Below are 12787 nucleotides of genomic sequence, written 5' to 3'. Positions count from 1 at the left end.
TACGCGTCCTTGGGATGCGCCCTTCTGGGGTGCACGCCTTCGGAGTGCGAGCCTTTGAAAGACGCGCCTGTGAAAAGCGCGTCTTTGGAGTACGCGATGCTGCGAGGGCGGCGGCGCGAGGTGAGGTCAGCACAGCGGCACCGCTTCTCCTGTTCCTTGCGGCCAGGCCGTCAGGGGAGTGAAGCCCTGGTGGCCACATTCGCCGAACACCGTCACCGGAGCGCCTCCGGAGAGTGCGACCAGGCGCCACAGCCCAGGTCTGGACGTCGCGGACGGGGTGACGGGCAGGGCCAGACCGCCTTCCGCGTCGGCCAGTTGCCAGCCGTCCGCGTGCGGGGTCGGTATCACCTCGCGCAGCGTCACCGGCCAGGAATCCAGCCACGGGTCCATCCGCAGCGCTTCTCCGTAGCGGGAAGTCGCCTGCGCCGTGCTCACACCGGGCGGCCGGGCCGCGGTGGGAGCCGGCGCCGCGAACTGCTCGCCCAGGTCCGTACGCAGCTGGCCGGCGCCCGGGTGCGCGGTCAGCTCGGCGTCCAGCGCAAGGCCGACCGGAAGCGAGAGCGCCGGGACGCGGCCCGCGGCTCCGTACGAGAGGAGCAGGGCCGTGCGCCCGCACTCCGTGCCGTGCAGCCAGATGCGGCGGGTGGTGAGCTTGCTGTCCGCAGTGTCGTACTGCGCGAGCACCAGCCAGCGGTCCCGCACCGGTGGGCCCTGCGCGGGCGTGGGCAGGCCCACGCGGGAACGGACGGTGCCGGCCAGCGCGTCCGGCAGCCGCTCACGGTGCAGCCAGCCCTGGTCGAGGAGGTGGAGCAGCGCGCACTCCTCCAGCATCCGCACCGGCCAGCCGGGCCCGGAGGACGGTATGGCCCCCAACTCCCGCACCCGCGCGGCAAGTCCGGGCGCCTGCGCGTCGACCATCCGGGCCGCCGTCTCCTCCCACAGCCCGTACCCCGTCTGCTCGGCGGCCGCTATGCCGCCGCGCAGCAGATCGGAGAGGCGCTGCTCAAGCTCCGTCGCCCCCGCCGTGACCCGCTCGGCCCGCCGCTCCGCCCTGCGGCGCGCGGCCTCGGGATCGGCGGGCGCCGACGGGCCCGGCTCCGCGTCCGGGCCCTGCTTCGACTCCGCTCCTTTACGGCGCGCCGAGAGCCACTCCCGCGCCCATTCCGGAGGCTGCGCAGCGGGCACCCTTCCATCCGCCCCCGTCCAGAGCAGCAGCAGCCCGAGCGCGTGCTTGCACGGGAACTTGCGGCTCGGACAACTGCACTTGTACGCCGGTCCCGCCGATCCGGTGATGTCTGCGATGTCCACGACCGTCTGATACGGCGTGCTGCCACTGCCCTTGCACAGCCCCCACACAGCCCCCTCGCCCGAACTGCCTGCCTCCGACCACGGCCCGGCGATGCCGAGCCTGCTTCCCGCCTTGCGTGACGGGGTATCAGGCGCCAGCGCAAGCACCTGATCCGCCGTCCAGCGCACCCCCTGCTGAGTCATGTCTTCGACGGTAGATCCCGCCACTGACAATCGACCTGAGGCCTTGTGTTTGTGCAGGTCAGAGGCGATCCAGGGGCGATTGTCAGTGGCGTGGTGCACCGTTGGAATCACATCCGGGCCAGACGTGTCCGGACGAGCTGGAGGGGGATCGCTCCATGACCGTTTCCGTCGACGGGACGACGACCGACAACGAGTCCGACAGTGAGGTGCTGCGGCCGCACGCCGAGCACGCCTTCGCGGCCGAACTCGCCGCGCTGGCCGCGCAGGACGACCGGACCCGGCCCGCCCGCTGGCGGCTTTCGCCCTGGGCCGTCGCGATGTATCTGCTCGGTGGCACGCTGCCGGACGGAACGGTCATCACGCCGAAGTACGTGGGTCCGCGCCGCATCGTCGAGGTCGCCGTCAGCACCCTTGCCACCGACCGTGCCCTGCTGCTGCTCGGTGTGCCCGGCACGGCGAAGACATGGGTGTCCGAGCATCTGGCGGCGGCCGTCAGCGGGGACTCGACGCTGCTCGTGCAGGGCACGGCCGGTACGCCGGAGGAGGCGATCCGCTACGGCTGGAACTACGCGCAGCTGCTCGCGCACGGCCCCAGCCGCGACGCGCTCGTGCCCAGCCCCGTCATGCGCGCCATGGCCGACGGCATGACGGCGCGGGTCGAGGAGCTGACCCGCATCCCCGCCGACGTACAGGATTCGCTGATCACGATCCTGTCGGAAAAGACCCTGCCCATACCGGAGTTGGGCCAGGAGGTGCAGGCCGTGCGCGGTTTCAACCTCATCGCCACCGCCAACAACCGCGACCGCGGGGTCAACGACCTGTCGAGCGCGCTGCGCCGCCGCTTCAACACCGTCGTCCTGCCGCTGCCGGAGAGCGCGGACGCGGAGGTCGACATCGTCTCGCGCCGCGTCGACCAGATCGGGCGCGCACTCGATCTGCCGGGCGGGCCCGACGGGATCGATGAGATACGCCGCGTCGTCACCGTCTTCCGTGAGCTGCGGGACGGCGTCACGGCCGACGGGCGTACGAAGGTCAAGTCGCCCAGCGGCACGCTCTCGACGGCCGAGGCGATCTCCGTGGTCACCAACGGCCTTGCCCTGGCCGCCCACTTCGGGGACGGCGTGCTGCGGCCCGGCGATGTCGCCGCGGGCATCCTCGGCGCGGTCGTCCGCGACCCGGCGGCGGACCGGGTGATCTGGCAGGAGTACTTGGAGGCGGTGGTCCGTGAGCGTGACGGCTGGAAGGACTTCTACCGCGCGTGCCGCGAGGTGAGTGTGTGACGGATGCAGGCGGGGCCGAGGTGAGAGGGGGTGCGGACATGAGTGACGAGGCGCGCGGGGGCGTGCAGCCGGGCGGGGGCGCGGAGTTGGGCACTGAGGCGGAGGCGGAGGCAGGGGTGGAGGTGGAGGTGGAGACTGAGTCGGACTATGGCGCGGAATCCGTCGAGGCCGCCGGGGCGCGGGGGCGTTCGGGGGAAGGGCCGCTGCTGCTCGGAGTGCGGCACCACGGACCGGGGTCGGCGCGGGCGGTGCGGGCCGCGCTCGAGGAGGCCGCTCCCCGAGTGGTGCTGATCGAGGGGCCGCCGGAGGCCGACGCGCTGGTGCCGCTCGCGGCGGACGAGGGGATGCGGCCGCCGGTCGCGCTGCTCGCGCATGTGGTGGACGAGCCGGGCCGCTCGGCGTTCTGGCCGCTCGCCGGGTTCTCTCCGGAGTGGGTCGCGATCCGGTGGGCCGCGGGGGCGGGCGTTCCGGTCCGGTTCATGGATCTGCCGGCGGCGCATTCGCTGGCGCGGGCGGAGGACGCGGCGGATGCGGATGCGGATGCGGACGTGGATGCGGACGCCGACGTGGACGCGGTGCGGATCGATCCTTCCCCAAGCTCTCAACTCCGTTCGAGCAGGGGCGACCCCATCGCCGTGCTCGCCGAGACCGCCGGATACGACGATCCCGAGCGGTGGTGGGAGGACGTCGTAGAACACCGGGGGACGGGCGATGACGTGTTCGCGCCGTTCGAGGCGCTCGGCGAGGCCATGGGGGTGCTGCGCGAGGAGTACGGGAGCGGCGGGCACGACCGCGACCTGGTCCGCGAGGCGTACATGCGGATCCAACTCCGGTCGGCCCAACGGGAGTTCGGTGCTGAGCGGGTCGCCGTCGTGTGCGGGGCCTGGCATGTGCCCGCGCTGCGGCAGAAGGTGACCTTGGCGGCCGACCGGGCGCTGCTCAAGGGGTTACCCAAGGTGAAGGTCGACATGACCTGGGTTCCCTGGACGCACCGCCGACTGGCCCGGGCGAGCGGGTACGGTGCGGGGATCGCGTCGCCCGGCTGGTACGGGCATCTGTTCAGCGTGCCCGACCGGCCCGTCGAGCGCTGGCTGACCAAGGTCGCGCGGCTGCTGCGCGACGAGGACAGGATCGTGTCGTCCGCGCACGTCATCGAGGCGGTGCGGCTTGCGGACGCGCTCGCCGTGATGCGGGGGCGTCCGCTGCCGGGGCTCACCGAGACGACGGACGCGGTCCGGTCGGTGCTGTGCGAGGGCTCCGACGTACCGCTTTCCCTCGTGCACGACAAGCTCGTCGTCGGGGACATCCTCGGGGAGGTGCCCGACTCGGCGCCCGCGGTGCCGTTGCAGCGGGACCTCACGCGGTTGCAGCGGAAGCTGCGGCTCAAGCCGGAGGCGCTGGAGCGGGAGTTGGAGCTCGACCTGCGCAAGGAGACGGACGCGGCACGCAGCAGGCTGCTGCATCGCCTCCGGCTCCTGGGGATCGGCTGGGGCGAGCCGGCCGAGTCGCGGGGGAGCACGGGTACGTTCCGGGAGACCTGGCGGCTGCGGTGGGAGCCGGAGCTTTCCGTGCGGGTGGCGGAGGCGGGGGTGTGGGGGACGACAGTGCCGGCCGCGGCGACCGCCAAGGCGGAGGCCGAGGCGGTGGGGGCCGGGGCGCTGGCCGATGTGACGGCGCTTGCCGAGTGGTGTCTGCTGGCGGAGTTGCCGGATGCGTTGCCTGTGGTGATGCGGGTGCTTGGGGATCGGGCGGCGTTGGATGCGGATGTCGGGCACCTTGCGGAGGCGTTGCCTGCGTTGGTTCGGGCGCTCCGGTACGGGGATGTTCGGGGTACGGGGACGGCTGCGTTGGGTTCTGTCGCTGTGGGGCTTGCTGAGCGGGTGTTTGTGGGGCTGCCCCCTGCGTGTGCGGGGCTTGATGATGACGCGGCCTTTGTTATGCGGGGGCACGTTGATGCGGTTCACCAGGCGGTGGGCCTGTTGGGGGAGTTGGAGTCGGCGCCTGGTGGATCGGTGCCCGGCACTGGGGCGTTGTGCCCACCCTTCCCCAAGCTCTCGGCTCCGCTCGAGCAGGGGAGACCCCACTCGCCGTGCGGAACGCCTGCCCACAACGCGGGCGGGGGTCCGGGGCTCGGTCACCGGTGGCGGGGTGTTCTGCGGGTTTTGGGGGAGCGGGAGAGTGTTGCTGGGGTTGTGCGGGGGCGGTGTGTGCGGATCCTCGTGGACTGTGGGGAGTTGGGGGACGACGAGGCCGCTCGGTTGATGGGGCTTGCTCTGTCTCGGGGGAATGAGCCCGCTGAGGCCGCTGCCTGGATCGAGGGGTTCGTGGGGGGTGGGTCCGGGGGCGGCATGTTGCTCGTGCACGACGAGCGGTTGCTCGGGCTTGTCGACGAGTGGTTGAGCGGGGTTTCTGACCAGGCCTTCACTGATGTGCTGCCGCTGCTGCGGCGTACGTTCTCCGCTTATGAGCCGGGCGTGCGGCGGACGTTGGGAGAGCTGGTGCGGCGCGGGCCCGCGGCGGCGGGTGGTGGCGGGCCGGCGGTGGACGGTGGGATACCCGGCTTCGGGGCGGATCTTGATGCGGAGCGTGCAGATGCCGTTCTGCCGGTGGTGAACCTGTTGCTCGGGGGCGGGGGAGTCGAAGTCGGGGCCGGGGTCGATGGCAGTGGCGAGCTTGTGGGGGTAGGTCGATGACACGGGGCGCGGCAGCAGGAAGCGTGGAGCAGGGCGCGGATCCCGGGGCCGAGCGGTTGCGGCGGTGGCGGATGGTGCTCGGCGGGGAGTCGGCGGACGGCACGGGGTGTGCGCTCGGCGGGCGGGACGCGGCGATGGACGGGGCGCTCACCGCGCTGTACGGCGGTGGGGAGGAGAAGAAGGGCCGGGGGCGGGAGCGTTCGGCGGGGCTCGGGGCGTCCGCGCCGTCCGTGGCGCGCTGGCTCGGGGACATCCGGACGTACTTCCCGTCGTCCGTAGTCCAGGTCATGCAGCGTGACGCCATCGACCGTCTCGGGCTCTCCACCCTGCTCCTCGAACCGGAGATGCTGGAGGCCGTCGACGCGGACGTGCACCTGGTGGGCACGCTGCTCTCCCTCAACAAAGCCATGCCCGAGACGACCAAGGAGACCGCGCGGACCGTCGTGCGCAAAGTGGTCGAGGACCTGGAGAAGCGGCTCGCCACCCGCACCCGCGCCACCCTCACCGGCGCGCTCGACCGCAGCGCTCGCGTCAGCAGGCCGCGCCACCACGACATCGACTGGAACCGCACGATCGCGGCCAACCTCAAGAACTATCTGCCGGAGTACCGGACGGTCGTGCCCGAGCGGCTCATCGGGTACGGGCGGGCATCGCAGTCCGTGAAGAAGGAGGTCATCCTCTGCATCGACCAGTCGGGATCGATGGCGGCGTCCGTCGTGTACGCCTCGGTGTTCGGCGCCGTGCTCGGGTCGATGCGGTCCATCAACACCAGGCTCGTCGTCTTCGACACGAATGTGGTCGACCTGACCGATCAGCTCGACGATCCGGTGGACGTTCTCTTCGGTACGCAGCTCGGTGGCGGTACGGACATCAACCGGGCGCTCGCGTACTGCCAGTCGCAGATCACCCGCCCCGCGGACACGGTCGTCGTCCTCATCAGCGACCTCTACGAAGGGGGCATACGCGACGAGATGCTGAAGCGGGTCGCGGCGATGAAGGCGTCCGGAGTGCAGTTCGTGACGCTCCTTGCGCTGTCCGACGAGGGGACCCCCGCGTACGACCGCGAGCACGCGGCGGCGCTCGCGGCGCTCGACGCACCGGCGTTCGCGTGCACCCCGGATCTCTTCCCGGAGGTGATGGCAGCGGCGATCGAAAGGCGCCCTCTTCCCATACCGGACATGAATGCGCATCGGTAACAGGGGACTTGCGCGACAGCGGGCGGCCCGTGCGAGGATCGGCGCTCACCCCGGAGCTCCGCTCGCAGAACTCCGCCCCCAACTCCGCCCCCTCAACTCCGCTCCTGGAACTCGCCCCGCAGAGGACCTTCCCCGTCTTGACTTCCGCAGCAGTCGTTCTGCCCGATGCCGCTGTGCGCCTGGTGCGCGCGGTGGCCGGGCGGCGTGCGCTGCAAGTGGTGCTGCTGCTTGCGGGGTTGCTTGCGCTCGGCTTCCTCTGCGGTGAGCGGGCGCAGGCGGCGGACGGAATGCCGGCCCCGGATCGCGTGGAGTCCACGCGGTCGGCCGACACGGCGGTGCGCGAGGGGTCGGCCGCAGCGGCGGGGCGTGACGGCTCCGCCGAGCCGGTGCGTAAAACGGCCCGGGCCGCGCACACGACGGTGCGCAAGGCTCCGGGCGAGCTCGCCGCCGGCGCCCGTGCCGGTGTCGATGACGCCGAGCCCGTCGTCCGTGGCGTACACGATGTCGCCGTGCACGGGGTCGTGCGTCCGGTCGCCGACGAGGTCACCGGGCTTCTCGGCGGCGCCCCGGAGCGGGGGTTGCCGCAGATGCCCGAGCTGCCGCGGCCCGGCACCGGCACCGGCACCGGTCTCGGTGACGGCGAGGATGCCGACGGCGGTACCGGGCCCGATGCGCCGGACGGCGCCGCCGATTCGCGCGGCGGCCGGAGCGAGGCGAGTGCCCGGGCGTACGAGGGGTCCAAGTCGCACGGGGAGCGGGCCGAATCCTCGGACGGCGCCGGTGATGCGTACGCGTACTCCGTCGGCCTGCTGACGCGCGGCGACGGTTCCTGGGGCGGCGACGCCTCGGGAAGCACGCACCACCCAGGGCAGCGGCCCCTCCCCGTACCCGGTGATCCGGCGCGGACGCTGGGTGGTCCGTCGGCCGGTGACGGAAGTTCGACGCGGCACGGCGATCCGTGCGCCGCCTCGGGCGACAGCCGTGCGCCGGTGCGGCTCCTGGCAGGCGCCGGGTCCTCTCAGGGCTCGGCGTCGATCCGCGACAGACACCGGGACATTCCCGAATTCCCTGGCTAGGGCAGCCCTTTCCCCGCGATGACCTGCCGCGCGGGGGCGGAACAGGTCTGCCCGCCGGTCCCCGGATGGTTCTGAACATCTCCGGGCCGGATCCATAGCCAGAGTTCGAATTCGAAGGATCTGACGCAAGCATGAACAAGAACATCCGCCGTTCCATCGTCATAGCCGCCGGTGTCACGGGTGCCTGGGCGCTCGGCTCCGCCGTCGCCAGCGCGGACGAGCTGCCGCAGCACTCCATCGCCCTGCCGGACCAGGCGTCCGACGCGGTCGAGGACATCACGGCCGAGGACGTCACCGTCGACGACGTCACGGTCGAGGGCGTCAAGGGCGACGCCGCCGAGGTAAAGGCCGAAGCCGAGGCCAAGGCCAAGGCCAAGATCAAGGCCAAGTCGACCGTCGCGGGCGCGAAGTCCACCGTCGCCGACGTGCGCGCCACCGCCCCCCAGGCCGACCTCCCCCAGGTCGACGCCCCCACGGCCGACGTCCCCGCAGTCGACGCCCCCGTCGGCACCCCGGACGTCAGCACCCCCGAGGACTCCGTCGACTACCTCTTCGGCCCGCTCTCCGCCTTCGCCCCGGAGCTGGAGAACACCACCGCGACGGCCACCGCGACGGTCACCACGACGGCCGCCACCGCCACAACCACCGCCACCCCGATCGTCGACGAGACGGCCACGGCCGTCCTGCCGCCCGTCGCCGCCACCGCAGTTGAGGGCGTCGTGCCGGTCGCGGGCCAGGCGGTCAACGACGTCACGTACCTGGCGCAGGGCGTCGTCGGCGACGTGCAGCCGTTCGCCGGCGGTGTCGTCGGTGAGGTCGGGCCCTTCGCGCAGGGTGTCGTCGCGGATGACGTGCAGCCCTTCGCGGGCGGTGTCGTCGGCTCGGTCTCGCCGTTCGTGCAGACCGTCACCGACCAGGTGCAGCCCGTCGTCCAGGGCGTCGGCGGCAGCGCCGACCAGCTCGCGTACGGCGTGACGGGCGACGTGCAGCCGTTCGCCGGTGGCGTCGTCGGCCAGGTCTCGCCCTTCGCGCAGGACCTGACGGGCACCGTCGCGCCCGACGCGCAGGCGCTCGGCGGGAACGCCGTCACCGGCGTCCAGGGCGTGGCCGACTCGGTCGCGCCGAGCTACCTGCCGACGTACGAGCAGGCGTACAACGCGACGTACAACGCGACGTACAACGCCACCCAGGGCGCGACGTCCGGCATCTGATGCGCGGAACCGGAAGCGACTGATGCGCCGAACCGGAAGCGACTGAGGCGCCGAACCGGAAGCGACTGAGGCGCGGAACCGGAAGCGACCGGCTGATCGCGGGAGCGACAGCCGTACGGCGGTATCCGTGCCACCACTGGCCTTACCCGTCGTACCAGCCGTAACAGGCGCAAACGGGCGGCCCCTGGAACCACAGGGGCCGCTCACCTCCGCGTTCGGGCGGCTGTGAGGGCGAGGCGAGGGCTCGATCTGTGACAGTCATCACCGCCCAAATGTGATCCGCGATTTAGGGACCCGCCTTCCTCGGCGATAACCTGCGAGACGGACATGCCGCGTACCGGACTCCGTCCTACGCCTCCCTTGTGACAGCGCAGTCACGTTGCCCTCCGCGGCACGCCCACGCAGACAGCTGACACCAAAGCAGCGAGATCGCAGCGAGATCACGGAAAAGGGACGGACGCGCGTGGACCTGTTCGAGTACCAGGCGAGGGACCTCTTCGCCAAGCACGGTGTACCGGTGCTGGCCGGTGAAGTCATCGACACGCCTGAGGCGGCGCGCCAGGCCACCGAGAAGCTGGGCGGCAAGTCGGTCGTCAAGGCGCAGGTGAAGGTCGGTGGCCGCGGCAAGGCCGGCGGCGTGAAGCTGGCCGACAACCCGGACGAGGCCGTCGCTCGCGCGACGGACATCCTCGGCATGGACATCAAGGGCCACACGGTCCACAAGGTGATGATCGCCGAGCTGTCCCCGGAGATCGAGGCGGAGTACTACGTCTCGTACCTCCTCGACCGCACCAACCGCACCTTCCTGGCCATGGCCTCGGTGCAGGGCGGCATGGACATCGAGGAGGTCGCGGAGAAGACCCCCGAGGCCCTCGCGAAGGTCCCGGTCAACGCCGTCGAAGGCGTGAACATCGAGAAGGCCCGCGAGATCGTGGCCCAGGCGAAGTTCCCGGCCGAGGTGGCCGAGGGTGTCGCCGAGGCGATGGTGACCCTGTGGGACACCTTCGTCGCCGAGGACGCGCTCCTCGTCGAGGTCAACCCGCTGGTGAAGACCAAGGACGGCCGCATCCTGGCCCTCGACGGCAAGGTCTCGCTCGACGAGAACGCCGACTTCCGCCAGCCCGACCACGAGGCGCTCGAGGACAAGGACGCAGCCAACCCGCTCGAGGCTGCTGCCAAGGCCAAGAACCTCAACTACGTGAAGCTGGACGGCGAGGTCGGCATCATCGGCAACGGCGCCGGTCTCGTCATGAGCACCCTCGACGTCGTCGCGTACGCCGGTGAGGCGCACAACAACGTCAAGCCGGCCAACTTCCTCGACATCGGCGGCGGCGCTTCGGCCGAGGTCATGGCGAACGGCCTGGAGATCATCCTCGGCGACCCGGACGTCAAGTCCGTGTTCGTCAACGTCTTCGGCGGCATCACCGCGTGCGACGAGGTCGCCAACGGCATCGTCCAGGCCCTGGAGCTCCTCAAGTCCAAGGGCGAGGAAGTCACCAAGCCGCTGGTCGTGCGCCTCGACGGCAACAACGCGGAGCTGGGTCGCAAGATCCTGAGCGACGCCAACCACCCGCTCGTGCAGCGCGTGGACACCATGGACGGCGCGGCCGACAAGGCCGCCGAGCTCGCGGCTGCGAAGTAAGGGAAGAGGTTAAGACACCACCATGGCTATCTTCCTCAACAAGGACAGCAAGGTCATCGTCCAGGGCATGACCGGTGCCACGGGCATGAAGCACACCAAGCTCATGCTGGGTGACGGCACGAACATCGTCGGCGGCGTGAACCCGCGCAAGGCCGGCACCGAGGTCGACTTCGACGGCACGTCCGTGCCGGTCTTCGGCACGGTCAAGGAGGCCATGGAGGCGACGGGCGCCAACGTCTCCGTCCTCTTCGTGCCGCCGGCCTTCTCCAAGGCCGCTGTCGTCGAGGCGATCGACGCCGAGATCCCCCTCGCCGTCGTCATCACCGAGGGCATCGCCGTCCACGACTCCGCCGCCTTCTGGGCGTACGCGAAGTCGAAGGGCAACAAGACCCGCATCATCGGCCCGAACTGCCCCGGTCTCATCACCCCGGGCCAGTCGAACGCCGGCATCATCCCGGGCGACATCACGAAGCCGGGCCGCATCGGCCTGGTCTCGAAGTCCGGCACGCTGACGTACCAGATGATGTACGAGCTGCGTGACATCGGCTTCTCGTCGGCCGTCGGCATCGGTGGCGACCCGGTCATCGGTACGACGCACATCGACGCCCTCGAGGCGTTCGAGGCCGACCCCGACACCGACCTGATCGTCATGATCGGCGAGATCGGCGGCGACGCCGAGGAGCGCGCGGCGGACTACATCAAGGCCAACGTGACGAAGCCGGTCGTCGGCTACGTCGCCGGCTTCACCGCCCCCGAGGGCAAGACCATGGGCCACGCCGGCGCCATCGTCTCCGGCTCTTCCGGCACCGCACAGGCCAAGAAGGAGGCCCTTGAGGCCGCCGGCGTCAAGGTCGGCAAGACGCCGACCGAGACGGCGAAGCTTGCGCGGGCGATTCTGGCCGGCTGAAGCTTGACCTAGCTGTTGAAGGTGGGCCCGCATCTCTTCTGAGGTGCGGGCCCACTTTTGTCTGCGGCCCTGACGGGGCGCTCCTGACGGGGCTACTTCGACTGCGGGCTCAGGCGTTCCGGGCCGCTCGACAAGCCCTCGCGGAGCTTCTTGTGGAGGGACCGCTCCTCGTACGACAACGGGCCCGGGCCCATTCTCGGCGGTACGCCGCTGATGGCCTTGCCGGGGGACTGCGGGGGCTCGTAGTGGGTGGGGGCCGTGCGCAGGGTCAGGGCCGTCGCGCCGATGATCAGGGCCGTGAAGGCGATCGCGGCGCGGGTCCAGAAGAGGGCGCGGTGTTCGCTTCCCGTGCGGACGCGGTCCGCCTTCGGGGGCTGCAGCCTCTCCGCGGTGCAGAGTTCGCTCAGGCGCCGGTGCAGGGCGTCCGGGGTCGCCGCGAGCTCAGGGATCTTCTCGATGATCGTTTCGTGCGCGCGCAGCAGCCGGTTGGCCGCCGCGGGCGTGCTCGACTCTGTCTCGGCCGCCGTCTCGGGCAGGTCGAGGCCGACGCCGTCGTAGAGCAGCAGGGTGCGGCGCTGGGCGGGCGGCAGGCTCATCAGTACGTCGAGGAAAGCGCGGTCGGCCGGTTCGGCGGGCGGGGCGTCCGGGTGCCGGCGGGCGGGGCGCAGGCGGTGCCAGGGCGACATGGCGTACTCGTACGCCGCCGCGCGGACCCAGCTCGCGGGGTCGCGGTCGATCGCCACCTCGGGCCAGCGCTGCCAGGCGAGCTGGAAGGCGCGTTCCACGGACTCCTGGGCGAGGGTTCGGCGGCCGGTGAGGAGGTAGGTCTGGCGGACCAGGGCGGGGGCGCAGGTCGCGCAGAGCTTGTCGAAGGCTTCTGCGGGGGTCAGGGTCTTGGCGGGCGGTGCTTCTGGCGTGGCTGCCGCCACTGCGTGGGGCGACGGCCTGCTGTTGCTCTTGGCGGTGCTCGGAAGTGTGCGTTGTGCCCGCCTGTTCCGCGGTGCGGAACGGGCGGACACAACGGGTGCGGCAGGCTTCTGTTCCTCTGCGAACGCCGCCAGGAGTTTGGCGTAGATCTCACGTCTGCGGCCGCGGGGGGTGGTGCGGCCTGATTCCCAGGAGCGGACTGTTTCCCTGGTGACGCCCACCTTTGTGGCGATCTCCGCCTGGCTCAGGGACTTTGCCTCGCGCAGTCGCCGGCGTTCCTTGGGGGACGGCAACGGGGTAGCAGGGCTCTGGGTCATGTCGGACTCTCCGCGCCGGGGGCCGTGTGCCGTCGTGCGGCGGGCAG

9 protein-coding genes are annotated in these 12787 nt (G+C 71.2%); 7 read left to right on the top strand and 2 right to left on the bottom strand.

Annotated features, from left to right (window positions below; genetic code table 11):
- Positions 1 to 126 precede the first annotated feature (126 nt).
- Positions 127 to 1491, bottom strand: a complete 1365-nt coding sequence (locus tag AB0O76_RS09545; RefSeq protein ID WP_365487164.1) for an SWIM zinc finger family protein — start codon at positions 1489 to 1491, stop codon at positions 127 to 129.
- A gap of 155 nt (positions 1492 to 1646) precedes the next feature.
- Here AB0O76_RS09545 and AB0O76_RS09540 point away from each other — a divergent pair, with 155 nt between their 5' ends.
- From AB0O76_RS09540 to sucD, 7 genes are all read left to right on the top strand, one after another.
- Positions 1647 to 2771 (top strand): AAA family ATPase, encoded by a 1125-nt coding sequence (locus AB0O76_RS09540; RefSeq protein WP_365487162.1) that lies wholly within the window; start codon positions 1647 to 1649, stop codon positions 2769 to 2771.
- A 38-nt stretch (positions 2772 to 2809) separates the two neighbouring features.
- Positions 2810 to 5464 (top strand): DUF5682 family protein, encoded by a 2655-nt coding sequence (locus AB0O76_RS09535; protein WP_365487160.1) that lies wholly within the window; start codon positions 2810 to 2812, stop codon positions 5462 to 5464.
- Positions 5461 to 6660 (top strand): VWA domain-containing protein, encoded by a 1200-nt coding sequence (locus AB0O76_RS09530; RefSeq protein ID WP_365487158.1) that lies wholly within the window; start codon positions 5461 to 5463, stop codon positions 6658 to 6660. The genes AB0O76_RS09535 and AB0O76_RS09530 overlap by 4 nt, the downstream gene beginning before the upstream one ends.
- A gap of 137 nt (positions 6661 to 6797) precedes the next feature.
- Complete coding sequence (locus tag AB0O76_RS09525) at positions 6798 to 7736, top strand: hypothetical protein (protein WP_365487156.1); 939 nt, start codon at positions 6798 to 6800, stop codon at positions 7734 to 7736.
- A gap of 131 nt (positions 7737 to 7867) precedes the next feature.
- Positions 7868 to 8947, top strand: coding sequence for a hypothetical protein (locus tag AB0O76_RS09520; RefSeq protein WP_365487154.1), 1080 nt, complete (start codon positions 7868 to 7870; stop codon positions 8945 to 8947).
- Between the two features lie 463 nt (positions 8948 to 9410).
- Positions 9411 to 10589 carry an ADP-forming succinate--CoA ligase subunit beta gene (gene sucC / locus AB0O76_RS09515; RefSeq protein WP_365487152.1) on the top strand — a complete coding sequence of 393 codons (1179 nt, stop codon included), beginning with the start codon at positions 9411 to 9413 and terminating at the stop codon, positions 10587 to 10589.
- Between the two features lie 22 nt (positions 10590 to 10611).
- On the top strand, positions 10612 to 11496 hold the full coding sequence (gene sucD / locus AB0O76_RS09510) for a succinate--CoA ligase subunit alpha (RefSeq protein ID WP_360768732.1): 885 nt from the start codon (positions 10612 to 10614) through the stop codon (positions 11494 to 11496).
- Positions 11497 to 11588: 92 nt separating this feature from the next.
- Here sucD and AB0O76_RS09505 read toward each other — a convergent pair whose 3' ends face one another.
- Positions 11589 to 12740 (bottom strand): helix-turn-helix domain-containing protein, encoded by a 1152-nt coding sequence (locus AB0O76_RS09505; protein WP_365487150.1) that lies wholly within the window; start codon positions 12738 to 12740, stop codon positions 11589 to 11591.
- Between the last annotated feature and the right edge of the window lie 47 nt (positions 12741 to 12787).

Source organism: Streptomyces sp. NPDC086554 (genome assembly GCF_040686095.1).
Taxonomy (GTDB): Bacteria; Actinomycetota; Actinomycetes; order Streptomycetales; family Streptomycetaceae; genus Streptomyces.
Note: the sequence above shows the minus strand (reverse complement) of the source record. Positions and strands in the feature narration are given on the sequence as shown.

What these genes read in the sequence shown, in the direction of transcription:
- AB0O76_RS09530 (WP_365487158.1), top strand. Translation starts at nt 5,461, where the DNA reads ATGACACGGGGCGCGGCAGCAGGAAGCGTGGAGCAGGGCGCGGATCCC.
- AB0O76_RS09545 (WP_365487164.1), bottom strand. Translation starts at nt 1,491, where the DNA reads ATGACTCAGCAGGGGGTGCGCTGGACGGCGGATCAGGTGCTTGCGCTG.
- AB0O76_RS09520 (WP_365487154.1), top strand. Translation starts at nt 7,868, where the DNA reads ATGAACAAGAACATCCGCCGTTCCATCGTCATAGCCGCCGGTGTCACG.
- AB0O76_RS09535 (WP_365487160.1), top strand. Translation starts at nt 2,810, where the DNA reads ATGAGTGACGAGGCGCGCGGGGGCGTGCAGCCGGGCGGGGGCGCGGAG.
- sucD (WP_360768732.1), top strand. Translation starts at nt 10,612, where the DNA reads ATGGCTATCTTCCTCAACAAGGACAGCAAGGTCATCGTCCAGGGCATG.
- AB0O76_RS09540 (WP_365487162.1), top strand. Translation starts at nt 1,647, where the DNA reads ATGACCGTTTCCGTCGACGGGACGACGACCGACAACGAGTCCGACAGT.
- AB0O76_RS09505 (WP_365487150.1), bottom strand. Translation starts at nt 12,740, where the DNA reads ATGACCCAGAGCCCTGCTACCCCGTTGCCGTCCCCCAAGGAACGCCGG.